Genomic DNA, 23695 nt, shown 5'->3' on the forward strand with positions numbered 1-23695 from the left:
GCCCGCACACCCATAACCCTCCAGATGCATGCCCAACACACCCAACGACCCGAGCTCCTTGGCCAGCTCACGGGCCGGGATCGACGCCGACTCGTACCAACCAGCCAGCTGCGGCTTCACCTTCGACTCGACGTACTTGCGCACCGTGTCGCGGATCGCGACATCCTCCTCCGACAGGAGGGAGTCGGTGTTGACGAAGCCCAACGGGCTCTGCGGTGAGGTGACCATGAGGAGTCCTTTCAGAGGAAGGCGCTGATGCCGGTCTCGGCGCGCCCGATGAGGAGTTTCTGGATCTGGGAGGTGCCTTCGTAGAGCGTCATGACCCGCGCATCGCGCATGTACTTCTGCACCGGGTACTCGTCGACGTACCCGTAGCCACCGAAGGCCTGGATGGCGAGGTTGGCGGCCTTCACGGCCGCCTCGGAGGCGAAGTACTTGGCCTTTGACGCCTCGGTCGCGAACGGGATGCCGCGCTCGATCATGTCCGCGGCCCGCCAGGTGAGCAGTCGCGCCGCATCGGCGTCGATGGAGATCTCGGCGATCATGTCCTGGATCATCTGGAACGACGCGAGCGGACGACCGAACTGCTTGCGCTCCTGGCTGTAGGAGACCACGGCCTCCAGGCAGCCCTGGATGATCCCCGTGCAGCCGGCGCCGACGGAGACCCGGCCCTTGTCGAGGGACTTCATCGCGAGCTTGAAGCCCTCACCCTCGGCTCCGACCATCGCGCTGGCCGGCACCCGGACCTTGTCGAAGCTCAGCTCGGCGGTGGCCTGGCCACGCAGGCCGAGCTTGCCGTGGATCTCGGTGCGGGTGAAGCCGGGAGCGTCGGTGGGCACCAGGAACGCCGAGACGCCCTTCGGGCCGGGCTCGCCGGTGCGGGCGAAGACGATGCACACGTCAGCCCAGGTGCCGTTGGTGATGAAGATCTTGTTGCCCGTGATCAGGTAGTCGCCGCCGTCCCGGACGGCGCGCGTCTTCAGGTTGCCGGCATCCGAACCGGTGTCGGGCTCGGTGAGTCCGAAGCAGCCGAGCTTGGTCCCGTTCGCGATGCCGGGAAGCCATTCCTGCTTCTGCTCCTCGGTGCCATGCTCCAGCACGATCTTGCCGAAGAGGCCCATCGAGACCGACACGATGCCGCGCACCGAGGAGTCGGCCCGCCCGAGCTCCTCCATGCCGATGCAGTAGGTGATGTAGTCGCCGCCGAGGCCGCCGTACTCCTCGGGGATGGTCAGCCCGAAGAAGCCGATCTCCCCGAGCTTCGGGATGATCGCGGTGTCGACGGACTCGCGACGATCCCACTCCGCACGATGCGGCACGACCTCGTTGTCGAGGAACTCCCGGGCCAGCTTCTGGAAGCCGAGCTGGTCCTCGGTCAGGGTCAGGTCCATCTCAGTGGTCTCCTTCTGTGTAGTCGTACCAGCCCTTGCCGGTCTTGCGACCGAGCTCGCCCGCCTCCACCTTCTCGGTGACGCTGCGCGAGGGGGCGTCGGCGGGGTCGCCGGTCTCCTCGAAACGGCCCTGCTTGGTGTAGTAGCCGATGTCGATGCCGGTCAGGTCCATCAACTCGAACGGACCCATCGGGTAGCCCAACGCGGTGCGGGCAGCGGTGTCGATCGCCTCGACCGACGCGTAGCCGCCCTCGAGCAGCCGGATCGCCTCGTCGCGCACGGCACCCAGCAGGCGGTTGGCGATGAACCCGGGGATCTCCTTGTCGAGTACGACGGGGAGCTTGCCGATCCGCTCGGTCAACGCGACGGTCGCATCGACCGTGGCGTCGGAGGTCTGCGGACTTCGCACCACCTCGACGCACCTCATCACCAGGGCAGGGTTGAAGAAGTGCATGTTCACCACCCGGTCGGGGCGGCCGGTGGCATCGGCGATCCTGGAGGGCACGAACGACGACGAGTTGGTGGCCAGGATCGCGTGCTCAGGGGTGAGCCGGTCGAGCTCGGCGAACAGCTCGCGCTTCACGTCGAGCTTCTCCACGGCGGCCTCGATGACGAAGTCGACGCCCTCCGCGGCGGGCGCCAGGTCCGTGTCGAACGTCAACCGGGCGAACGCCGCGTCACGCTCCTCGGCGGAGAGTCGGCCCTTGGCGACATTGCGGTCGACCCGGGCACGCAGCTCGGACTGCGCCTTCTCCAGCGAGGCCTCGGCCAGGTCCTGCACCGCCACCTCGAGGCCGGCCAGCGCACAGACCATGGCGATCTGCGAGCCCATCGCACCCGAGCCGACGACCAAGATCTTCTGGATCTCCATGTCAGCTCCCGGTGAACGCGGGACGGCGCTTGGCGAGGAACGCCTCGGTGCCCTCCCGCTTGTCGTCGGAGGTGTAGAGCAGCGCCTGGGCCAGCCGCTCGACCACCAGGCCGGTGTGCTGGTCGGCGTCCATGCCGGTCCGCACGACGAGCTTGGCCAGCCGGACGGCGAGCGGGCCCTTGGCCAGGATCTGGCCGGCCACCTCGGCGGCCTTCGTCAGCAGGTCACCACGCGGCACGACACTGGTGACCAGCCCGGCTGCCAGCGCCTCGTCGGCCGGCATCATCCGACCGGTCAGGATCATCTCGATGGCGCGCCCGGTGCCGATCAGGCGGGCCAGCCGCTGCGTCCCGCCGGCTCCGGGGAGCACGGAGAGGTTGGTCTCGGGCAGGCCGAAGCGGGCGTTGTCGGAGGCAATGCGGATGTCGCAGGCCATCGCCAGCTCGCAGCCGCCTCCGAGGGCGAACCCGTTGACCGCCGCGACGGTCGGCTTCTCGAACGCCTCGACCTCGTCGTACAGCCTCTGCATCTCGGAGGCCAGCCCGGTGTGCAGTGTGTAGTCGGCAAGCTGGGAGATGTCGGCACCCGCGACGAACGCCTTCTCCCCCGCACCGGTGAAGACGACCGCGCCGATCTTCTCGTCAGTGCGGGCCCGGGCGAGGAAGGCTCGGACGTCGTCCTGCACCTCGCGGCTGACCGCGTTGCGCACGTCGGGGCGGTTGATGGTCACGAACGCCACCGCGTCGGTGACGTCCACGAGCAGGGTGTCGTAGTCCATCGTCAGACTCCTTCGAAGAGCACGGAGATGCCTTGGCCGACGCCGACACACATGGTCGCCAGCGCCCGGCGGGCACCCCGGTCGGACAGTTCCAGGGCCGCGGTCAACGCCAGCCGTGCGCCGCTTGCCCCCAGTGGGTGGCCCAGGGCGATGGCGCCCCCGTTGGGGTTCACGTGGTCGGCGTCGTCGGGCAGGTCGAGTCCGCGCAGCACGGCCAGCGCCTGCGACGCGAACGCCTCGTTCAGCTCGATCACGTCGAGCTCGGTGACCGCCAGGCCCTGTCGGTCGAGCAGCTTGCGGGTCGCGGGCACCGGTCCGACACCCATGGTCCGCGGGGGTACGCCGGCAGACGCACCGGCGGTGACGCGGGCCAGCGGGGTCAACCCGTAGCGCTCGACCGCTGCGGCCGAAGCGACCAGCACGGCCGCGGCGCCGTCGTTGACCCCCGACGCATTGCCCGCAGTCACACTGCCTCCGGCCACGATCGGCCGAAGCGCTGCGAGCTTCTCCAACGAGGTCTGGCGCGGGTGCTCGTCGACGGAGACCACCACGTCGTCGCCGCGCCGCTGCGGGACGGTGACCGCAACGATCTCGCGGGCCAGGCGCCCGTTCACGATCGCCTTCGCCGCGCGCTCCTGCGAGCGCAGGGCGAAGGCATCCTGGTCCTCGCGGGAGATGCCGTGCTCGTCGGCGACGATCTGGGCGGTCGCCGGCATCGAGTCGGTGCCGTACTGCTCGTGCATGCGCGGGTTCACGAAGCGCCACCCGATCGTGGTGTCGTGCACCTCGGTCGCGCGCGACCAGGCGGATCCCGCCTTGGGCAGCACGAACGGCGCCCGGGTCATGCTCTCCACTCCCCCGGCGATCACCAGGTCGGCGTCGCCGGCACGGATGCTGCGGGCCGCGGTGGCCACGGTGTCGAGACCGGACCCGCACAGTCGGTTCATCGTGGTGCCGGGGACCTCGACCGGGAGGTCGGCGAGCAGGGCGGCCATCCGAGCCACGTTGCGGTTGTCCTCGCCGGCCTGGTTGGCGCAGCCCAGGATCACGTCGTCGACGTTCGCCCAGTCCACGGAGGGCAGGGATGCTGCCAGTTCCCGGATCACGTGGGCGGCCAGGTCGTCGGGGCGTACGCCGGCCAGTGCGCCGCCGTACCGTCCGATCGGGGTGCGGACCCCGGCCACCAGGAATGCCTCGGTCATACCTTCACCTGGTCCCTGAGCTGGAACTTCTGGATCTTGCCGCTGGGCGTCTTGGGGAAGTCGGCGAGCACACGCAGGTACTCGGGCCAGTACTGCTTGGCCACGCCCTTGCCCGCGAGGAACTGCTGCATCTCCTCGAAGGTGAAGTCGTCGACGCCGTCCTTGAGGATCACGCAGGCGCAGGCCCGCTCCTGCAGGCGCGGGTCGGGTACGGCGACCAACGCGACCATCTCGAGCTTGGGGCTCTCGTAGAGCACGTTCTCGATGTAGGAGACCGGGATGTTCTCACCACCGCGGATGATCACGTCCTTGGTGCGGCCGGAGAGGCTGACGTAGCCCTCCTCGTCGATCCTGGCGAGGTCACCGGTGTCGAACCAGCCGTCCTCGAAGAGGTCCCGGGTCATCTCGAGACGCTTCGCGTAGCCGACGAAGAGGAACGGGCCGCGCACCTGCAGTCGACCCTCCTCCCCCGCGGGCACCGTCCTGCCTTCCGGATCCACGGTGCGGATCTCCATGCCGGGCCACGGAAAGCCGTCGCGCTCGATGATCTTGTCCTCCGGGTCACCGGGGATGCCGAGCGTGACCAGGCCGTTCTCGGACTGGCCCCAGCCACCGAGCACCACCATGTCCGGCAGCTGCTCCTTGGCCTCGCGCACGATGGCCCGCGGAATCGGGGCCCCCATGCAACAGAATCGGGTGAGCGACGAGAGGTCGTGATCGGCCAGGTTGTCGGCCTGGAGGGTGTCGTGCAGGAACGGAGTGGCTGCCGACGTGTAGCTGATGCCGTGCTCGGCCACCAGCTCGACGAAGCGATGCGCGTCCCACACGTCCTGGAGGACCGCGGTCGCACCGTTCTGCACGTTGAGCCGGGCGCCGTACAGGAACCCGGTCAGGTGGGCCAGTGTCGAGGCCATGTGGAAGACGGTGTCGCTGGTGATCCCGAGCCGCTCCGGCAGCGCGTCGTTGGCGGCGACCACGGTGTTGTGGGTGTGCATCACGCCCTTGGGCTCACCGGTCGTGCCGGAGGTGAAGATCAGCAGGGTGACGTCGTTGGGGTCGGGGCGCATCGTTGCGAGCTCGGTCGCCTCGCGGTCAGTCCGACGGTGGAGGAAGCTGTTCCAGGAGTCCTCACCGTCACCGTCGACGACCAGCACGTGCTCCAGCGCCGGCCAGCCTCCACGCAGCTCCTCGACCATCGCCGGGTAGTCGAACCCACGGAACTCCTGCGGAACGACGATCACCTTCGACTCGGCGAGACCCACCATGAAGCCGACCTCGCGCTGCCGGTAGATCGGGATCAGCGGGTTGCTGATCGCGCCGATCCGGGTGGCGGCGTAGTGCACGACGACCCACTCGATCCAGTTGGGCAGCTGGAAGGACACCACGTCGCCGGGCTGCACCCCCAGGTCGAGCAGCCGGAGCGCGGCCCGGTCGACCTCGTCCTTCAGCCCGGCGTAGGTCACCGACCGTCGGGGGTCCACGAAGGCCACCTTGTCCGGCGTACGGCCGGCCCAGTCGTCGAGGTAGTCGGTGATGGTGCGGTCGAGCCAGTAGCCCTTGCCGGTGTGGTCGGCGACCATCTCGGAGGTCAGGATCGTCTCGAAGCTCATGGCGGGTTCTCCGGTCAGCTCATGGTGAGACCGCCGCTGACGCTGACGGTCTGGCCGGTGACGAAGTTGGCTTCGTCGGAGGCGAGGAAGGCGACGACGTTGGCGAGGTCCGAGGGCTGCCCGAGGCGCTTGAACGGGATCGCCCTGGTGAGCGCCTCGCGCAGCTTGTCGCCGCCCATGGAGGCGAACAGTGCGGTGTCGGTGGGGCCGGGGCACACGCAGTTGACGTTGACCTGGCTGCGCGCCATCTCGCGGGCCGAGGCCTTGGTGAACGCGATGACGCCACCCTTCGCGGCCGAGTAGACCGCCTCGCCCGAGGAACCCACCCGACCGGCGTCGGAGCCGAGGTTGACCACGGAGCCGAAGCCCTGCTCGGCCATGATCGGCAGCACCGCCTTGGAGGTGTTGAGCACTCCGTAGAGGTTGATCTGGATGATGCGGTCCCAGGTCTCACGCTCGGAGTCGACGAACGCCTCACCCTTGTCCCAGCCGGCGTTGTTGACGAGGACGTCGATGCGGCCGAACTGGTTCCTCACCTGGTCGACCATGACGTCGACCGACTCCGGGGAGGTCACGTCGGTGCGGATACCGACGGAGTCGTTGCCCAGGCTGTCGGCGGTCTCCTTGGCGGTGGCCTCGTTGATGTCGGTCACCACCACGGTGGCACCCTCGGCCGCGAGCTTCTCCGCGATGGCCTTGCCGATGCCTTGCCCGGCGCCGGTCACGATCGCGATCTTCTTGTCGAGCTTTCCCATGGTTGAACTCCTTGGTCTGGTGTCGGTGGTCAGGGCGCGTAGGCGCGGCCGAGCAGGTCGCGGGAGATGACCAGCTTCGACACCTGGGCGGTGCCGTCGCCGATCTCGAGGCCGATCACGTCGCGCAGCCGCTGGCCGACCGGGCTCTCGGTCGAGTAGCCCAGGTGCCCGAGCGTGAGCAGGCACTGGTGGATCACGTCGACCGACAGCTTCGGCGCCCAGAACTTCGCCATCGCGGCCTCGGCCGAGTGCTCGAGGTCGTTGTCCTTCTTCCAGAGCGCCTCGAGGCAGACGTGTCGGGCGCCGGTGATGTACGTCGCGTGCTCCGCGAGTGGGAACGCCACCCCCTGGAACTTGCCGATCGGCTGCCCGAACGCTTCGCGATCACGCGCCCACTGGGTGGCCTCGTCGAGGGAGGCCTGGGCAGCGCCGAGGCAGGCCAGGCCGATGATCGCCCGGGAGTAGTCGAAGCCCTGCATCACCGAGACGAAGCCGTCGCCCTCGTTGCCGATCAGGTCGGCGCGGGTGACCGGCGTACCGTCGAAGTGCAACGACGCGCGGCCGATGGCGCGGCTGCCGAGGTCGTCGAACGCGGCCCGGCCGACGCTCTCGTGGCCGAGGTCGACCCAGAAGGCGCTGACGCCCCTGGCCCCGGGACCACCGGTGCGGGCGAGCACCACGGCGCGGTCGGCCGCCATGCCCAGGGTGATGGAGGTCTTCTCCCCCTGGAGCTTCCAGCCGTCGCCGTCGGGCACCGCCTTCAGCTCCAGGCTGGCCGCATCGGTGCCGTGGCCCGGCTCGGTGATGCAGATGCACGGCACGGTGGTGCCGTCGGCGATGCCGGGCAGCCAGGCCGCCTTCTGCTCGTCCGTCGCATTCCGGACGATCACGTCGCTGATCAGGGCGGTGTTGATGATGACGTACGTCGCGTTGAAGTCGGCGCGACCCACTTCTTCAGCCGCCAGTCCGGCGATCACGGCGGTGGCCGCCTGCCCGCCGTACTCCTCGGGAATGCGGAGTCCGGTCAGCCCGAGCCCTGCCATGTCGAGCGCGAGCTGGCGACGGAACTCAGCCGCCTTGTCGTCGCTCTGGTAGTGCGGGGCGAGCACCTTCTCCGCGAACCGGCGCACCTCCGTACGGAAGGCGTCCTGCTCCTCGTCGAGTGAGTAGTCCATGACCGTCTCTCCTTGCCTCGAGTCGCGGAATCAGTGCCAGTTGGCGTGCTTGGCGAACTCGGGAGCGCGCTTCTCGGAGAAGGCTGCGGCGCCCTCGAGGCCCTCGGGCGCGGCGACGAAGAGGTCGAGCGCCGACATGGCCAGGTTGGACAGACCGCCCTGGTGGTCGGTGTCGGCGTTGAACGACTGCTTGAGGAAACGGATCGCGGTGGGGCTCTGCCTACCGATGTCGGCGGCGACCTTCTTCGCCTCGTTCATCAGGTCACCGGCGGGGACGACCCAGTTGACCAGGCCCCAGTCCTCGGCCGTCTTCGCGTCGTACTGCCGGGTGAGGTACCAGATCTCGCGGGCCCGCTTCTCGCCCACGACCCTGGCCAGGAAGGCCGAGCCGTAGCCGGCGTCGAAGGAGCCGACCCGCGGGCCGGCCTGGCCGAACTTCGCGGTGTCGGCGGCAATGGTCAGGTCTGCCAGCACGTGGAGCACGTGTCCCCCACCGACCGCGATGCCGTTGACCGCGGCGATGACGGGCTTGGGGATGTCGCGGATCGCCTTGTGCAGGTCGCCGATCATGAAGCGGCCGGACTCGCTCGGGCCGTAGTCACCGGTCTCGGCACGCTGCTTCACGTCTCCGCCGGTGCAGAAGGCCTTCTCGCCGGCACCGGTGAGGATCACCGACTGCACCTGCGTGTCGGCCCACGCCAGCTGGAAGGCCTTGAGCAGTTCCTCCACGGTCTGGGCGCGGAACGCGTTGTAGCGGTGGGGGCGGTTGATCGTGACGATCGCCGCGGTGTCCTCAACGACGTAGGTGATGTCTTCGAAGTTCGTCATGTCGGCGACCTTTCGGATCGAGTGGCTGCGGGGAAATGAATCTTGGTTCACTGCGAATGAATCTAGATTCATTTCATGGACCGTGTCAAGGGGATCCATGCGATAAAGTGAATGGCAGTTCATTTTCGAAGCCCCAGGAGACCGCATGTCGATCGACACCGATCCCGCCGAGGCGGCACGCCAGGCCCGTGCCGAGCAGCGCAGCGCGCAGCTGCTCGAGGCGGCAGCACGCCTGATGGACCGCGACGGTCCTGAGTCGGTGTCGATGCAGTCCCTCGCCACCGAGGCCGGGGTGAGCGTCGGGCTGATCTACCGCTACTTCGGCGGCAAGGACGAGCTGCTGCTGGCCGTGATCCTCAACGTCCTGGACGCATTCGGCACCGAGGTCCCCAAGGCGATGGACGAAGCCGGCGAGGATCCGGTCCATCGCCTGGCCGCAGGGGTGCGCGCGCTCTGCGAGGTCATCGACGACCAGCGCTACGCCGTCGTCCTGACCTACCGCGCGACCAAGCAGCTCAGCCCGGAGGGACGCCACCGCATCATGGAGCTCGAGCTCTCCACGATGGAGCCACTCCGCGAAGCCCTGCGGGCCGGCCAGAAGAGCGGCGCCTTCGAAGTCATCGACGTCGACCTCGAGACCTACAACGTGCTGCTGCTGACGCACTCCTGGGCCCTCAAGCACTGGTACTACGAGCGGCGCTACACCGTCGAGGAGTTCGCCACCATGCAGACCGCGATCGCCCTGCGGGCACTCATCCCGCCACGCCAGCGCCGCAAGTACGCCGCCCTGCTCGGCAACGCCGGCGCCTGAACCCGACGTCGGTCATGCCACCACGGCCGGCACTCCGCTCGCGGTCGCACCCGAACCATCCAGCACCTTGGCCCGAGTGTCACTCAGGCGAGCCACGCAAGCGATGCTGAGCAGGCCCATGGCGGCCAGGTAGATGCCGATGGACGGCGTGCCGAAACGTGCAGCCAGGCTGGCGGCAATGACCGGCGGGATGGACCCGCCCAGGATGCCGGCCAGGCTGTAGGCCACGCCGGCCCCCGTGTAGCGGTAGCGGGTGGCGAACAGCTCCGGCACGTAGGAGCCGACAGGGCCGTAGATCAGGCCGACACCCACCATGGTGAGGCTGAGCGCCGCAGTGAAGCTGACCGCGCCGGAGCCGTCCAGGATCCGGAAGACGACCAGTGCCCAGCCGGTGGCGAAGACGTTCCCGGCAATCACGAGTGTCTTGCGTCCCACCCGGTCGGACAGCTTGGCGGCGACGATCGTGGTGACCGCGAAGACCACACCGGCAACGATGTTGCTCGTCAGCACCGCGGTGCGCTCGAGACCGAGCTCGGTCGACGCGTAGCTGGTCAGGTAGCTGACGCCCAGGTAGAAGGACGCGAAGAGGATCGTCAGGGCACCGGCGACCAGGAGCACCTCGCGCCACTGGTGACGGAAGACGTCAGCGAACGGCAGCCGGACCACGGCGTCGCTGCTGCGGACCTTCTTGAACGACGTCGTCTCCTCGATGGTCAGCCTGATCCAGAGGCCCACCGCAATCAGTGCGATGCTCACCAGGAACGGGATACGCCACCCCCAGGCCATGAACTGACCGTCGGTCAGGAACAGTGCGGCTGCCAGGTACGTCGCACTGGAGAGGACCAGGGCGATGCCCGGGCCGAGCTGGGGGTACATGCCGTAGTGGCCCCGCTTGGCGGCGGGAGCATTCTCCGCCGTGAGGAGGGCGGCACCGGCCCACTCACCCCCGACGGCGAGGCCTTGGGCCAGGCGCATCAGGACCAGGATGACCGGCGCAGCCACCCCGATCGTTCCGGCGGTCGGCAGGACGCCGACGACGAGCGTGGCGATGCCCATCAGCAGCAAGCTGACCACGAGGGTTCGCTTCCGACCGATACGGTCGCCGTAGTGCCCGAACACCACGGCACCCAGCGGCCGCGCGACGAACGCGACACCGAAGGTGGCGAACGACGCGATCAGCGCCGCCGCGGAGCCGAGGCCGGGAAAGAAGAGCGTGGGGAAGACCAGTGCTGCGGCCGTGCCGTAGATGTAGAAGTCGTACCACTCGATCGTGGTTCCCGAGAGGCTGGCGAAGGCGACTCGGCGCATCTGCGCCGCGCCGAGTTCCTGCTGTGAATCGGACATGGGTCTCTCCAGATGTGTGAGATGAATCTCAGTTCATAGCGAGTGAACCTAAGTTCATTTCTGATGGGGTGTCAACGAGACGCCGACACCGCCTCACTTCAGGGAGTCACCGATGGGCACGCAGACCGACCCCGCACCGGAAGTCGCCTCGGTCCGGATCACACGTGATGGAGTTCGAGATTTCTCAACCAGCATTGGGGAAACGCGACCGATGTATCACTCCGTCCGATCCGCTCGAGCCGGCGGACATCCCGACCTCCTGGTGCCGCCGACCTACCTCTTCGGTCTCGCGCTACGGACCGGTAATGCGTTCGGGTGGGCCACTGAGAGGGGCTTCGACATGGCCCGAGCGCTGCACGGCGAGCAGTCCTTCGACTACGCCGAGATGGTGTACGCGGGAGACACGGTCACCCTCTCCTCGACGTGCAGTCAGGTCGAGCAGCGTGCCAGGTTCCAACGGATCGCTCGCACGACCGAGGTCTCGCGCGGAGGGCGCCCGGTCGCTCGACTCGTGACCCTCCTCCTGTGCCCGGAGGTGGCTTCGTGAGGCTCGAAGCTCCCACCATCACCCGGGAGACGCTCGCGGCGTTCGCCGCCGCCTCCGGTGATGGCAATCCCGTGCACCTGGACCCGGAGGCTGCCCGGGCAGCAGGTCAGCCCGACGTGTTCGCGCACGGCATGCTGTCGATGGCCTGGCTCGGACGTCTGGTCACCTCGGCGTTTCCGCAGGCACGACTCGCCGGCCTGACGGTGCGTTTCACGGCGGTGACTCCGCTGGGCGCCGAGCCGGTCTTCACGCTCGAGCGCGTCGACGAGACCTCAGTGTGCCTGCGCGGGGAGCTCGCCGACGGCACCGTGACCGTGGTGGGCCGGGCAACCCTGCACGTCTGAGTCAGGCCGGACCTGTCGCACCCGTCGTGGGACGGCGGACCCAGCCGCGGGTCACACGCGGTTGGTGTGTTCGGCGATCGACACGGCGAAGCGCTGTTCGAGGTGTGTGCCGTCCACGAGGGCGTCACCGAGCGCCTCGTGGACGGGGTGGGTTCCAGTGGGGTCGACGAGTCGGTGGGCCTTGTGGGGTGAGCGCCAGACATGGGTGCCTGGCCTGGGTTCTCGCACGGTGAACTGGGCGTGGGTCTTCACCCGGTGTTGGTAGCGGCCCAGTAGGGCGGAGTTGTGGACACCGGTCTGGGCCGATGGCGCCGTCGGGTCGTGGTCGTAGGGAGCGGGGTGGTCGTAGTCGACGCGTCGGCTCACGGTCGCAGCGCGCACCGCAATCCACGAGAGCGCAGCGCGCGTTCCTCGGCCAACGCGAGCACGACGGACTGACCAAGGTCAGGACTTGAAGCCGTCCTTCACGTCGTCGATCGCGTCCTTTGCCTTCTCTCCGGCGTTCTTGAAACTCGCCTCGGCCTGGTCACCCTTGCCCTCGGCCTCGAGCTCTTCATCGCCCTTGGCCTTGCCGGTGGATTCCTTCACCTTGCCCTTGGCATCCTGCATTGCGTTCTTGGCCTTGTCCGCGAGGCTCATCTGATGCTCCTTCTCAGTGGTCAGCGTCTCTTCCCGGTCACTGGCGCGGTACCCAGAGACGTGCGCGGCATGCGGGCGAAGCGCCGCGCCGAGAGGTCCTCGTGCGCCAGACGCCGCAGGGTCAGCAGGACGGGCTCGGCGAGCACAGTGCCGATCACGGCGTACGTCGCCGCGCCCTCGCGACTGACGTCGGACATGCCGGCGATCTCGTTCTTCGCGACGTCGGCGGCCGCGTCCGCATAGGCCGCCAGCGCCTCCGCGTCCAGCCCCTGGCCGGCGGCATCGAGCGCGTCGAGAGCAGCGGCCAGGGCCTCGGCATGCCTTCCACCATTGGTGACCTTCCAGCGCCGGGACTTGATCATCCGCGCCACGAGCTCGCGCGACTCCTCGCTCGGCTGGCGGCTCGGGACCGGCGACAGCTCCTCGTGCGCACTGGCAAGTACGTCGTGCAGGTCGGCCTTGGTGTCGTCGACGGCGTCGATCACCGCACGCACCCGATCGAGGCCCATCCCCGCCACGTCGACCAGGGCACGGATCAGGCGGAGTCGCTCGACGTGGCGTTCGTCGTACACCGCTCGGGTGGCGCCGGTGGCCACGCCCGGAGGCAGCAGCTTCTCGCGCAGGTAGAACTTCACGGTCGGCACTGGCACGCCGCTGCGCTCGGAGAGCTCGGACATCCACATGGCAAACATCTTGACATTGGACAGCCACCTATCCAACTATTGGATAGTCCAGTATCCAAACGAGGAGAGGTCGCCATGTCCGACGAATCCCGCATCCTTGCCGGCATCCTGCTGCTCTCGCTGGTCACCGTCGAGACCGGCGGCGCCTACATGCTGGCGATCGTGCGCGGCAAGGTGCCGGCGACGCCGTTCCAGGAGAAGTTCGCCAGGGCCGGCCACGCGCATGCCGGCGTACTGCTGCTGCTCGGCCTTCTCTGCCAGCTCCTCGCCGACGCCACCACGCAGACCGGCTTCTTCGACTGGCTCTCCCGGGCGGCGGTGCCGATCGCGGCACTGCTGATGCCCGGCGGGTTCTTCTTCGCCTCGATGGGCAAGGGACGCACCGAGCCCAACGGTTTCATGGCCATGGTCGTCGTCGGCGCCGTCGTGCTGGCCGCGGGCCTGCTCAGCCTGGGCATCGGCCTGTTGACGGCCTAGAGAACGCAAGAACGTGTGGGTTCTGACTCATCTGGTACGTCAGAACCCACACGTTGTCCGATCAACGGATCAGAACTTGTCCTTCAGGTCGTTGCCGAGGTCCTTGGCCTTCTCGCCGGCGTCCTTGACGCTGGCCTCGGCCTGGTCGGACTTGCCGTCGGCCTCGAGACTGTCGTTGCCGGTGACGTCTCCGACGGCTTCCTTCACCTTGCCGATTGCGTCTTCGGCTGCGTTCTTGGCCTTGTCGATGAAGCTCATGGCGTCGTGCTCCTTCTCGCTGGGTCAGTAGGTCGACTCCAGTCCAGCACGGTCACCCTCAGAGTCAAGGGACACCGAATGAACAACGTCCTGCGTCGTGGTTGCCCGAGCAACCGTGACGGCAGGACGTTGTCGTGGTTGACCAAGCAACCGTGACGCAGGACGTCGTGAAGGGTCTGAGGTCAGCGGCGACCGCTGCTGAAGGAGGCCGCGCTGTGCGAGCCGCCCCCAGCCGATGCGCCGCCGGACGCGCCACCGCTGCGACCACGCGAGCGGCTGCGGTTGCCGCCGCCGCTGCCGTTGCCCGAGGGCTTGCCGGCACCGGCACCACCGCTGCGCGCGGAGCTGCCGCGCGACGAGGAGCCGCCGCTGTTGCCGCCGGAACGCGCGCCACCGTTGGTCTTGGCGGCACCGCCACGCGAACGACGCGGACGACCGCCACCGGACTTGCCGCCCGAGCCCGAGCCGGAACCGGCCGAGCCCATGTTGTTGCCGCCGGACTCGATGACCAGGCCTCCGGGCGTCAGGCGCTCACCGGGGGCGAGCTGCTCGAGGATCGGGTGGGCCGCACCATTGAGGCGGGTCGTGGTCGGCTTGATGCCCGCGGCCCGGGTCAGCGCGCGCACGTCGCCGACCTGGTCGTCGGTCATCAACGTGATGACCGTGCCCTCGGCGCCGGCTCGCGCCGTACGGCCGGAGCGGTGCAGGTAGGCCTTGTGCTCGGCCGGCGGGTCCGCGTGCACGACGAGCGCGACGTCATCGACGTGGATGCCGCGGGCGGCGACGTCGGTGGCGACGAGCGTGGTGGCCTTGCCGGCGTGGAACGCATCCATGTTGCGGGTGCGCGCGTTCTGGCTGAGGTTGCCGTGCAGGTCGACCGTCGGGATGCCGTTCTTGTTGAGCTGACGGGCCAGCGCCTTGGCGCCGTGCTTGGTGCGGGTGAAGATCACCGTGCGGCCGGGGGCACTGGCCAGGTCGGCGAGCACCGGCACGCGGTGTTCGCGGTTCAGGTGCAGCACGTGGTGGCTCATCTGCGAGACCGGCGACTGCGCCGAGTCGGCCTGGTGGGTCTTCGGGTTGTGCAGGAACTGCTTGACCAGCGTGTCGATCGCGTTGTCGAGCGTCGCGGAGAACAGCAGGCGCTGGCCGTTGGTCGGCGTCTGCTTGAGCAGGCGGCGTACGGCGGGCAGGAAGCCCAGGTCGGCCATGTGGTCGGCCTCGTCGAGGATGGTGACCTCGACGTCGCCGAGGGTGCAGTGCCCCTGGGCGATGAGGTCCTCGAGGCGACCCGGGCAGGCCAGCACGATGTCGACGCCGTTGCGCAGGCCCTGGACCTGCGGGTTCTGGCCGACACCACCGAAGACGGTCTGCGTGGACAGGCCGAAGACCTTGGCCAGCGGCTTGAGCGACTCGTTGATCTGGCCGACCAGCTCACGCGTGGGGGCCAGGATCAGCGCGCGGGGCGCCTTGGTGCGGGGCTTGCGGTTGGACGCGGCGAGGCGCGCCACCAGCGGCAGCGCGAACGCGAACGTCTTGCCGGAGCCGGTGCGGCCACGGCCGAGGACGTCGCGGCCGGCCAGCGAGTCAGGAAGCGTGGCGGCCTGGATGGGAGTGGGGACGGTGATGCCGAGATCGTTGAGCACGGCCACGAGATTCGCGGAAACGCCGAGATCGCCGAAAGAGGGCACAGTTGAAGCAGTAGACAAGAGAAGTAGTCGCTATCCGTTGGTGTGTCTCACCAAACAGTCACGAACCCCGAGGTTCGGAAGGCAGCGCATGAAAGGCGAATCCCACTGGAGGGCTCCGCGCGCCGGCGACCCGAGGCAAGACTCAACGGGTTGCTATTTACAAGGATAGGGCACACAAGCCCCATTGGTGGCATCCAGTGACCAGTCACACAGCGTTGATCAGACAGAACGTTGATCAGACTCAGGCTGATCGGCTGCACAGGGTCAGCGGAACTGCAGGACCCCGTCGTCGAGGTCGGTCCTGCGGATCGTGCGGACGTCGTGGAACCAGCTCTGCTTCAGCTTCCACGGCTCGACGTCGCCCTGCTTGGGCAGCTCGTCGAGCGAGCGCAGCACGTAGCCGGCCTCGAAGTCCATGAACGGCTCTTCCCCGACACCCGCCTGGCGCACGGGTACGACGGTGCGCGCGCCGACCTCGGTCATGTGTTGGAGCAGCCGGCAGACGAACTCGGCGACCAGGTCGGCCTTGAGCGTCCACGACGCGTTCGTGTAGCCGACCGTGTAGGCGAAGTTGGGCAGGTCGCTGAGCATCAGCCCGCGGTAGGCCATCGTCGAGGGCGCGTCGAGCTTCTCGCCGTCGACGGTCACCTCGACACCGCCGAACAGGCGCAGGTTGAGGCCGGTCGCGGTGATGATGATGTCGGCCTCGAGCTCCGCACCCGAGCCCAGACGCAGGCCGGTCTCGGTGAACGTGTCGATGGTGTCGGTGACGACCTCCGCCTTGCCGTGGCGGATCGCACGGAACAGGTCGCCGTTCGGCACCAGGCACAGGCGCTGGTCCCACGGGCCGTACGTCGGCTTGAAGTGCACGTCGACCGGATAGCCCTCGGGCAGCTGCTTCTGGTTCAGCCGGCGGATCAGTCGGCGTACCAGCCTGGGCTGCTTCTGGCTGACGTTGTAGAGCGCACTGGCCTGGGCGATGTTCTTGATCCGGGTGACGTTGTACGCCGCCTGCCGGGGCAGCACCTTGCGCAGTCCGAGCGCGAGCGGGTCGCGGGCCGGCAGCGAGAGGATGTACGTCGGCGAGCGCTGCAGCATGGTGATCTTGGCGGCGTCGTCCGCCATCGCCGGGACCAGCGTCACCGCGGTCGCTCCGGAGCCGATCACGACGACCTTCTTCCCGGCGTACGTCAGGTCCGCCGGCCAGTGCTGCGGGTGCACGATCTCGCCACGGAAGCGCTCGCGGCCCGTGAACTCGGGCGTGTAGCCCTCGTCGTAGTTGTAGTAGCCGGTGCACGACCAGAGGAATGACGCGGTGTAGGTCTTCGACTCGTCGCCCTCGTCGACGGCCACCCGCCAGGTCGCCGACTCGGAGTCCCAGTCGGCCGAGGTGACGTGCTGGTCGTAGCGGATCCGCTCGTCGACGCCGTACTCCCGCGCGGTCTCGCGGACGTAGTCGAGGATCGAGGCGCCGTCGGCCAGCGCCTTGTCGCCGAGCCACGGCTTGAACCTGTAGCCGAGCGTGTACATGTCGGAGTCGGACCGCACGCCCGGGTAGCGGAAGAGGTCCCACGTGCCACCGCTGGACGGCCGCCGCTCGAGGACGAGGTAGGTCTTGTCGGGTTGGCGCGTGGCCAGGGTGGCGGCGGCGCCGATCCCCGAGAGACCGGCACCGATGATGAGGACGTCGACGTGTTCGCTCACCCGACCGAGGCTACTGAATGTTATTCAATTAGGGAAGGTCAATGGCAGAAGGGTCGACTCGCGACCGCTCAGCAACCGTGGTTGATCTGGGCACAGGTGTCCTGGCCCCATTGCAGGTCGTACGAGGCGGTCGTGCCGTCGTCGAAGGTCACCTGGACCCGCACCGGCTCGGTCTCGGCCGTCTGGTCCACCAACGGACCGCTCGTGGCCACGTAGGTCATCAGCCACATGTCCTTGCCGATCACCGCGTCCTGCGTGTGGCCGTCGGGGAACGTGTAACTGATCGACGCGACGTCGGGCAGCGTCGGCCCGCCGGCGACGTACTGCCCCACCAGGTGGTCGTCCATGGAGTAGTTCTGGCTGAGCGCGTAGGTCTGCTTCGACCAGACGTCGTTGGTCGAACGGTTGCCGATCAGGGTCGGCACACCCCCGTCGGAGGTGGCAGCCCAGTCGTCGCAGATCACCCAGGTCGCCCCGTCGGTCCACAGCTGTGCCGTGCCCTCGTCGTACGTCGTGCTGCCGGCGAGCCGCGCGGCCGAGAGGAGGTTGCCGACCTCGTCCGCACAGGGGACGGGCGGCTCCACCCGCATTTCGTTCTCGGGGATCTTCGCCGTGGTCGAACCCCGGCCGGGCATCGTCGACGCCGGCGGGTCCGGCGCCTTCACCGTCGGGTCCGGGTCGCTGGCCGTGCCGGACCCTGCGGGCGCGATCTCGCCGGAGCGGTCCCGGCCGTCGTCGTCGCCGTTCAGGAACAGGCCGGCCCCCAACGCGGCGATGCCGACCATGGCGGCCGCGGCGACGGTCGGCACGAGCCACGCGTGGCGCGGCCGGTCGGCGTCGGAGCGGCCGATCGCCTCGGTCAGCTCGGCACGCATGCGCGCCTTCGACTGCTCGTCGAGCGGACGCTCGGGAGGCAGTTGGTCGTCAGTCGGGTTGTGGTCAGTCATGGTCGTTCTCCCCTTCGGAGACTGCTGCGTGGAGCCGCCGCCTCGCCCGCGAGAGACGCGAGCGCACGGTTCCGACGGGTATGCCGAGTGCCGCCGCTGCCTGCTCGTAGGTCAGCTCGGACCACACGACCAGGGAGAAGATCTCCTGGTCGCGGCGCGGCAGGCCCTCATGAGCGGTCAGCAGTGCAGCCATCCGGCGTTCGTCGTCCAGGCGGCCGATGACCGCCTCGGCATGGTCAGGAGAGTCGGCATCGACGGGCAGACGTCGTACGGCGGCGAGGTGCCGGCGTTGCTTGCGATTGAGGTTGCGGCACACGTTGGTGGCGATGCCGTAGAGCCACGGCAGCGCCGACGAGTCGTGCAACATCACGCGTTCACGCCCGCGCCAGGCCTCGAGAAAGACCGTGGAGGTCGCGTCCTGTGCGGCATCCCACGACGCCGTACGACGGAAGCAGTGGTTGTAGATGCGGTCGGCGTACCTGTCGAACAGGATGCCGAGCGCGGATCCTTCACCGTTGCGCAAGCCGTCGACCAGCTCATTGTCGCTGAGCTCAGCCATGTCGATGCCCCCGAAGATGCTTGTCACCATGCCCTGTTTGTGTCCGCAGGTGGACAAGAGTTCCAACGATTCTGCGACCGCAGGGGCGAGGGCGGCAACCAGCGTTCACTTGAACAGGCAGTTCGGACCCCTGAGCCGTTCGCTGAGCGTGGAAGGTCAAGGTCGAGCGACGAACTGTCTGCTCAAATGAACCGGACCGCCTGCAGAACAGGCGGTCCGGGTTGAGGCAGGATGGATCAAGCGGCAGCTTCGGCCAGCTTCTTGTTCTCGGCACGGCGCTGCACGGCGTCGTACGCCCGTCGCACCTTCGGCCCACCGGTGGTGAGCTTGTAGAGCAGGGCGAACTGCTGGGGCGCGTTCTTCACGTTGGTCTGCTCGAGCCAGCCGTTCGGCAGCGAGAGCCGGACGATCTTGTGCCACGCGCTGCCGACCTGGCGGGGCAGCGACGCCGAGTGGTAGTTGAGCTCGTACTTCTCGAAGAGCGCCTGCACCCTGGGCGCGACCTCGGAGTACCGGTTGCTGGGCAGGTCCGGGAAGAGGTGGTGCTCGATCTGGAAGCTCAGGTTGCCGGTCATCAGGTGCATCGGCTTCGAGCCGGAGATGTTGGCCGAACCGAGCATCTGGCGGACGTACCACTGGCCGCGGGTCTCGTTGGCGGGGATCGACTTCTTCTCGAACGTCTCTACGCCTTCGGGGAAGTGGCCGCACATGATCACCGAGTGCGTCCACAGGTTGCGGACCAGGTTCGCGGTGAAGTTCGCGGCGAGGGTCGGCAGGAACGAGCCGGTCGGGATCGACAGCGCCGGGTGGACCACGTAGTCCTTGGTGGCCTGACGGCGGATCTTCTTCAGCGTGTTCTTCGCGTTGCGCTTGAAGGCGTCGCTGCGCTTCTCCTTGGGAATGCGCAGGTTCTTGCCGAGCTCGAGGTCGTACGCCGCGATGCCGTACTCGAAGAAGCAGGCGTTGATGAAGTTCCACACCGGCTGGCCGAGCAGGAACGGCGACCAGCGCTGGTCCTCGTCGACCCGCATGATGCCGTAGCCGAGGTCGTTGTCCTTGCCGACGATGTTCGTGTAGGTGTGGTGCACCTGGTTGTGCGAGTGCTTCCAGCCCTCCGCGGTGGAGGCGTTGTCCCACTCCCACGTGGTCGAGTGGATCTTCGGGTCACGCATCCAGTCCCACTGGCCGTGCATGACGTTGTGCCCGATCTCCATGTTCTCGAGGATCTTGGCGACGCTCAGGCCGACCGTGCCCGCGATCCAGGCGGGCGGGAAGATGCTGGCCAGCAGCACCGCACGCGAGCCGAGCTCGAGCTTGCGCTGCACGTCGACGACCTTGCGGATGTAGGCGGCGTCGCTGGCGCCGCGGGAGTCGATGATGTCCTGGCGGATCGCGTCGAGCTCGATGCCGATCTGCTCGATGTCTTCGGGCGTCAGGTGCGCCGTCGGGTTCTCGGCCTTCTTCGTGATGACAGTCATGGTGATGTCTCCTTCTCCGCTGATCGAGGAGGTCGCTCTGCGACCGTCTCGAGATCGAGGACAGTTGAAGTCAGTGGTCGATGTGGCACGGCCCGGCGGCCGCGCTGATGCAGGTCTGGATCGGTACGCCGCCGTTGTCGGTCTCGCCCGGGGTGGCGGTGGTGATCGCGCCGTTGCGCAGGTCGCGGACGGCGCCTTCACGCATCGGCAGCACGCAGCCCATGCAGATGCCCATGCGGCAACCGCTGGGCATCAGGACGCCGGCCTGCTCGGCCGCGTCGAGGATCGTGGTCGCACCGTCGAGGTCGAGGCTCACGCCCGACTTCTCCAAGGTGACCGTGCCCCCCTCGCCCGCGGCGATGACGACCGGGCGGAACTGCTCGGTGAACAGCTCGAGCCCGGCGGCCTCGTGGTGCTTCGCGAGCGCGTCGAGAAGACCACCGGGGCCACAGGCGTACGTCGTACGCTCGGCCAGGTCGGGGACGAGCTCGGAGAGCGTGTCGATGTCGAGCACGCCGTGCACGTCGTCGTACCGGTCGACCAGGTTGATCGCGCCGGCCTCGTGCAGCTCGTGCAGGTTGTCGATGAAGATCGACTCGGGGCGGCTCGGGGCAACGTGGACGACCGTGATGTCGAGCGCCTTGCTGCGGTCGAGCCGCAGGACGCCGGAGTCCGTGGCCGGGAAGAGGTTGCGCAGCATGCCGACGACCGGGGTGACCCCGGAGCCGGCGGTGACGAAGAGCAGCTTGCCCGGCTTCGACGCGAGCACGAAGTCGCCGGTCGCCTGCTCGAGGTGGACCAGCGTGCCAGCCTCGGCGCGGTGGACGAGGTGGTTGCTGACCTTGCCGTCGGGGACGGCCTTGACGGTGATCGAGATGTTGCCGTCGGCGCGCGGGCCGTGGGTCAGCGAGTAGGCGCGCCATTCACGGACGCCGTCGACGTCGATGCCGATCCGGAGGTACTGGCCGGGCACGTGGCCTGCCCAGTCCGCCCCGGGGCGGATCACGATCGTCGCGGCATCCGCGGTCTCCGGGTGCACCGAGACGATGCGGCCCCGGAGGTCCGCCCCACTGCGCAAGGGGGCGAACAGGTCGAGGTAGTCGGCCGGCAGCAGCGGCGTGGTCGCTGCCTCCACGACCCTGACCAGTCGGTCACGGAGTCGTGTCGAGCTGCCAGCACCATCAAGAAGGACCATGTGACCATCGTGCCCGCCTCCACGTGTGAAGTCCTGACCCTCCCTGCGTGAATCTGGAGTAGTCTTTTGTTCGCAGCGAGTGAAAGAAGGCGTCCATGAGCGAGCCACGCAGTGCCCGTCTGGGCGGACTGCGCCTGCCGGACCCGGTGATCGCCGCCATGCGTGGCGAGCTGGCCGGCTGTGCCGAGCGCGTGGTCAGCTCGGTGATCCGCGAGGTGCCGAGCTACTCCGAGCCGTTCCGCGGCCGCATGGGGCGCAACATCGAGACCGCCGTGACGATGGCACTGAGCGGCTTCCTCGACATGACCGCCACGCCCGCCGGGGCTGGCCCGGGCAGCCGGGTCGAGTCGGTCTTCGAGGCGGCGTACGCCCTGGGTCGCGGCGAGGCGCGCAGCGGGCGCAGCATGGACGCCCTTGCTGCGGCGTACCGCGTGGGCGCCCGCACCGCCTGGCACGACCTGAGCAGCAGCGCCGTCGAGGCGGGGCTCCCCGCCGCCGAGCTGGCCCGCTTCGCGGAGCTGGTCTTCGACTACATCGACGAGCTGTCGGCGGTCAGCGTCTCCGGTCACGCGGACGAGCTGGCCACGTCCGGGCGCGTCCGCGAGCGGCATCTGGAACGACTGGCCGCCGGACTCCTGGCCGACCTCGGCGCCGATGACGCGCTGGCCCTGGCCGAGCGCGCCGACTGGGAGCCGCCCACCACGCTGACCGCGGTGATCACGCCGGAGTCGACGCTGGGCACCCTGCGAACGCTCATCGATCCTCGCTCGCTGATCGCCGGCACGGAGGCGCCCGGCCTCGACGAGCACCCCGACATGACCGCGATCCTGGTCGCCGACCTCGACTCCCGGGGCCGCCGCGAGCTGGTTCGCCGCATCGGCGACCGCACCGCAGCGATCGGACCGAGCCGGCCGTGGATCGACGCCAAGGGCTCCTACGTGCGCGCCCTGCGCACGCTCGGGCTCGGCCTGGGCGGTGAGGAGTCGTCCGTCGACACCGACGACCACCTGGTGCCGCTGGTGACCACCGCCGACGGCTCCGCCCTGGCCGACCTGCGGGCCCGTGTGCTCGCACCGATGGACGGCCTGCGCCCCTCGACGGTCGCCAAGCTCACCGAGACCCTGCGCGCCTGGCTGCTCCATCAGGGCCGGCGCGACGACATCGCCGCCGCACTCTTCGTGCACCCGCAGACAGTGCGCTACCGCGTCGGCCGGCTGCGCGAGCTGTACGGCGACCGCCTGGCCGACCCGCAGTTCGTGCTCGAGGCGACGATCGCCCTGGCCTGACTTCGACCCGGGCACCCGCGCGTACCGCCGAACGGGCACAACGCCGCACTTTCCCCCACATTTGAGCCGAATCGGGCCATTGCGCCCGTTCTTCGGTACGACGGCGGGTGGGTCAGAGGGGTGGGACGGCGGGTAGGTCAGAGCGTGGGACGGCAGGTGGGTCAGAGCGTGGGCTCGGTGGGGATCGAGAGCGTCAGGATGGCGTCCTCGATCATCTCCTCCTGCTCGAGCGACGCCTCGAGCCCGCGCAACCGGATGGCCAGCTCGCCCTCGCGGTCGTCGCCGGTGAGGTCGACGGCGGCCACGATGAAGAACCGGTGCGGGCCGACGTACTCGACGTGGAGGTAGCTGACCCGGTGGATCTCCGGACGCGCCTTCAGGGTGGCCAGCACCCGGCCCTCGAGCTGCGGCGAGATCTCCTCCCCGAGCAGGTAGTCCATGTTGCGCCGCATCAGGAACACCGCCACGAAGCCCAGCAGCAGGCCCACGGCGATCGAGCCCAGGGCGTCGAAGATCGCGTTGCCGGTCAGCTGGTGCAGCGCGATGCCGCTGGCCGCGAGGACCAGACCGATGATGGCGGCCGAGTCCTCCATGAAGACCGCGCGCAGGGTCGAGTCGGAGGTGCGGTCGACGAACTTGAGCGGCCGCATGCCGAAGGAGCGCGCCTGGCCGACCACCTGGCGGGTGGCCTGGGTCAGCGAGATGCCCTCGAGCACGAACGCGATGCCGAGCACGACGTAGTTGATCAGGTAGTCGGGATCCTCGGACTCCCCGGTCAGCTCGGTGAGCCCGTGCCAGACCGAGACCACCGCACCGGCCGCGAACAGGCCGAACGCGGCCACCAGCGACCAGACGTACGTCGCCCGGCCGTAGCCGCGGGGGTGGCTCTCGTCGCGGGCCCGCCCGCCCGAGCGCTCGGCGAAGAGCAGGAAGACCTCGTTGCCGGTGTCGGCCCATGAGTGTGCCGCCTCGGCCACCATCGAGGCCGACCCGGTGACCGCGGCGGCCACGGACTTCGCCGTCGCCACGAGGGCATTGGCGACCAGCGCCACCAGCACGGTCACGAGGGACGCACTGCCCTCCTGCTTCGCGTCGGCCATGCACCAGTTCTATCGCAGGACGGCG

26 protein-coding genes are annotated in these 23695 nt (G+C 68.6%); 5 read left to right on the forward strand and 21 right to left on the reverse strand.

Annotated elements, in window-relative coordinates:
• The 9 genes from ASH02_RS27095 to ASH02_RS16960 all read right to left on the reverse strand — a co-directional run.
• A partial coding sequence (locus tag ASH02_RS27095) for an acyl-CoA dehydrogenase family protein (RefSeq protein ID WP_235539063.1) occupies positions 1 to 228 on the reverse strand: 228 nt, incomplete at its 3' end.
• Positions 229 to 239: 11 nt separating this feature from the next.
• Positions 240 to 1391, reverse strand: coding sequence for an acyl-CoA dehydrogenase family protein (locus ASH02_RS16925; RefSeq protein ID WP_056684774.1), 1152 nt, complete (start codon positions 1389 to 1391; stop codon positions 240 to 242).
• 1 nt (position 1392) lies between these two features.
• Positions 1393 to 2262: a 3-hydroxyacyl-CoA dehydrogenase family protein gene (locus ASH02_RS16930; protein ID WP_057295122.1), complete on the reverse strand. Its 870-nt coding sequence runs from the start codon at positions 2260 to 2262 to the stop codon at positions 1393 to 1395.
• 1 nt (position 2263) lies between these two features.
• The gene (locus ASH02_RS16935; protein ID WP_056684769.1) at positions 2264 to 3040 is read right to left on the reverse strand and encodes an enoyl-CoA hydratase/isomerase family protein; all 777 of its coding nucleotides are present in this window, start codon (positions 3038 to 3040) and stop codon (positions 2264 to 2266) included.
• A gap of 2 nt (positions 3041 to 3042) precedes the next feature.
• Positions 3043 to 4242 carry a 3-oxoadipyl-CoA thiolase gene (gene pcaF, locus ASH02_RS16940; protein ID WP_056684766.1) on the reverse strand — a complete coding sequence of 400 codons (1200 nt, stop codon included), beginning with the start codon at positions 4240 to 4242 and terminating at the stop codon, positions 3043 to 3045.
• Positions 4239 to 5852 carry an AMP-binding protein gene (locus ASH02_RS16945; protein WP_056684763.1) on the reverse strand — a complete coding sequence of 538 codons (1614 nt, stop codon included), beginning with the start codon at positions 5850 to 5852 and terminating at the stop codon, positions 4239 to 4241. The genes pcaF and ASH02_RS16945 overlap by 4 nt, the downstream gene beginning before the upstream one ends.
• Before the next feature lie 14 nt (positions 5853 to 5866).
• Positions 5867 to 6607, reverse strand: coding sequence for an SDR family NAD(P)-dependent oxidoreductase (locus ASH02_RS16950; protein ID WP_056684759.1), 741 nt, complete (start codon positions 6605 to 6607; stop codon positions 5867 to 5869).
• A gap of 29 nt (positions 6608 to 6636) precedes the next feature.
• Complete coding sequence (locus ASH02_RS16955) at positions 6637 to 7782, reverse strand: acyl-CoA dehydrogenase family protein (RefSeq protein WP_056684756.1); 1146 nt, start codon at positions 7780 to 7782, stop codon at positions 6637 to 6639.
• A 30-nt stretch (positions 7783 to 7812) separates the two neighbouring features.
• Positions 7813 to 8610 carry an enoyl-CoA hydratase-related protein gene (locus ASH02_RS16960; protein ID WP_056684753.1) on the reverse strand — a complete coding sequence of 266 codons (798 nt, stop codon included), beginning with the start codon at positions 8608 to 8610 and terminating at the stop codon, positions 7813 to 7815.
• A gap of 145 nt (positions 8611 to 8755) precedes the next feature.
• Between ASH02_RS16960 and ASH02_RS16965 the strand changes: the two genes are divergently transcribed.
• Complete coding sequence (locus ASH02_RS16965; protein WP_056684749.1) at positions 8756 to 9421, forward strand: TetR/AcrR family transcriptional regulator; 666 nt, start codon at positions 8756 to 8758, stop codon at positions 9419 to 9421.
• A gap of 12 nt (positions 9422 to 9433) precedes the next feature.
• Here ASH02_RS16965 and ASH02_RS16970 read toward each other — a convergent pair whose 3' ends face one another.
• A complete protein-coding gene (locus ASH02_RS16970) occupies positions 9434 to 10765 on the reverse strand; it encodes an MFS transporter (RefSeq protein ID WP_056684745.1) in 1332 nt (443 codons plus the stop codon).
• A 112-nt stretch (positions 10766 to 10877) separates the two neighbouring features.
• Between ASH02_RS16970 and ASH02_RS16975 the strand changes: the two genes are divergently transcribed.
• Together ASH02_RS16975 and ASH02_RS16980 are read left to right on the forward strand one after the other, a co-directional pair.
• Positions 10878 to 11312 (forward strand): FAS1-like dehydratase domain-containing protein, encoded by a 435-nt coding sequence (locus ASH02_RS16975; protein ID WP_082563937.1) that lies wholly within the window; start codon positions 10878 to 10880, stop codon positions 11310 to 11312.
• A complete protein-coding gene (locus ASH02_RS16980; protein ID WP_056684740.1) occupies positions 11309 to 11656 on the forward strand; it encodes a MaoC/PaaZ C-terminal domain-containing protein in 348 nt (115 codons plus the stop codon). Before ASH02_RS16975 ends, ASH02_RS16980 begins: the two co-directional genes overlap by 4 nt.
• A gap of 51 nt (positions 11657 to 11707) precedes the next feature.
• Here the strand turns inward: ASH02_RS16980 and ASH02_RS16985 are convergent, their stop codons facing one another.
• The 3 genes from ASH02_RS16985 to ASH02_RS16995 all read right to left on the reverse strand — a co-directional run bounded on the left by ASH02_RS16985 (position 11708) and on the right by ASH02_RS16995 (position 12987).
• A complete protein-coding gene (locus ASH02_RS16985; RefSeq protein ID WP_156393688.1) occupies positions 11708 to 12022 on the reverse strand; it encodes a hypothetical protein in 315 nt (104 codons plus the stop codon).
• A 78-nt stretch (positions 12023 to 12100) separates the two neighbouring features.
• The gene (locus tag ASH02_RS16990; RefSeq protein ID WP_056684734.1) at positions 12101 to 12295 is read right to left on the reverse strand and encodes a CsbD family protein; all 195 of its coding nucleotides are present in this window, start codon (positions 12293 to 12295) and stop codon (positions 12101 to 12103) included.
• Positions 12296 to 12315: 20 nt separating this feature from the next.
• Positions 12316 to 12987 carry a MerR family transcriptional regulator gene (locus ASH02_RS16995; RefSeq protein ID WP_082563936.1) on the reverse strand — a complete coding sequence of 224 codons (672 nt, stop codon included), beginning with the start codon at positions 12985 to 12987 and terminating at the stop codon, positions 12316 to 12318.
• A 66-nt stretch (positions 12988 to 13053) separates the two neighbouring features.
• Between ASH02_RS16995 and ASH02_RS17000 the strand changes: the two genes are divergently transcribed.
• On the forward strand, positions 13054 to 13455 hold the full coding sequence (locus ASH02_RS17000) for a hypothetical protein (RefSeq protein ID WP_056684728.1): 402 nt from the start codon (positions 13054 to 13056) through the stop codon (positions 13453 to 13455).
• A gap of 69 nt (positions 13456 to 13524) precedes the next feature.
• Here ASH02_RS17000 and ASH02_RS17005 read toward each other — a convergent pair whose 3' ends face one another.
• The 7 genes from ASH02_RS17005 to ASH02_RS17035 all read right to left on the reverse strand — a co-directional run bounded on the left by ASH02_RS17005 (position 13525) and on the right by ASH02_RS17035 (position 21284).
• The gene (locus ASH02_RS17005) at positions 13525 to 13713 is read right to left on the reverse strand and encodes a CsbD family protein (RefSeq protein WP_056684726.1); all 189 of its coding nucleotides are present in this window, start codon (positions 13711 to 13713) and stop codon (positions 13525 to 13527) included.
• A 182-nt stretch (positions 13714 to 13895) separates the two neighbouring features.
• A complete protein-coding gene (locus ASH02_RS17010) occupies positions 13896 to 15356 on the reverse strand; it encodes a DEAD/DEAH box helicase (RefSeq protein WP_235532618.1) in 1461 nt (486 codons plus the stop codon).
• Positions 15357 to 15665: 309 nt separating this feature from the next.
• The gene (locus ASH02_RS17015) at positions 15666 to 17105 is read right to left on the reverse strand and encodes a flavin-containing monooxygenase (protein WP_056684720.1); all 1440 of its coding nucleotides are present in this window, start codon (positions 17103 to 17105) and stop codon (positions 15666 to 15668) included.
• 68 nt (positions 17106 to 17173) lie between these two features.
• Positions 17174 to 18052, reverse strand: a complete 879-nt coding sequence (locus ASH02_RS17020) for a hypothetical protein (protein ID WP_056684717.1) — start codon at positions 18050 to 18052, stop codon at positions 17174 to 17176.
• Positions 18045 to 18641 (reverse strand): RNA polymerase sigma factor, encoded by a 597-nt coding sequence (locus ASH02_RS17025; RefSeq protein ID WP_235529981.1) that lies wholly within the window; start codon positions 18639 to 18641, stop codon positions 18045 to 18047. The genes ASH02_RS17020 and ASH02_RS17025 overlap by 8 nt, the downstream gene beginning before the upstream one ends.
• Positions 18642 to 18847: 206 nt before the next feature.
• The gene (locus ASH02_RS17030; RefSeq protein ID WP_056684714.1) at positions 18848 to 20089 is read right to left on the reverse strand and encodes a fatty acid desaturase family protein; all 1242 of its coding nucleotides are present in this window, start codon (positions 20087 to 20089) and stop codon (positions 18848 to 18850) included.
• A 70-nt stretch (positions 20090 to 20159) separates the two neighbouring features.
• The gene (locus ASH02_RS17035; protein WP_056684712.1) at positions 20160 to 21284 is read right to left on the reverse strand and encodes a ferredoxin reductase; all 1125 of its coding nucleotides are present in this window, start codon (positions 21282 to 21284) and stop codon (positions 20160 to 20162) included.
• Between the two features lie 95 nt (positions 21285 to 21379).
• Between ASH02_RS17035 and ASH02_RS17040 the strand changes: the two genes are divergently transcribed.
• Positions 21380 to 22570 carry a PucR family transcriptional regulator gene (locus ASH02_RS17040; protein WP_056684709.1) on the forward strand — a complete coding sequence of 397 codons (1191 nt, stop codon included), beginning with the start codon at positions 21380 to 21382 and terminating at the stop codon, positions 22568 to 22570.
• Positions 22571 to 22731: 161 nt separating this feature from the next.
• On the opposite strand, the gene ASH02_RS17045 is transcribed toward ASH02_RS17040, so the two are convergent.
• Complete coding sequence (locus ASH02_RS17045; protein ID WP_056684706.1) at positions 22732 to 23670, reverse strand: cation diffusion facilitator family transporter; 939 nt, start codon at positions 23668 to 23670, stop codon at positions 22732 to 22734.
• Between the last annotated feature and the right edge of the window lie 25 nt (positions 23671 to 23695).

Source organism: Nocardioides sp. Soil796 (genome assembly GCF_001429525.1).
Lineage (GTDB): Bacteria > Actinomycetota > Actinomycetes > Propionibacteriales > Nocardioidaceae > Nocardioides.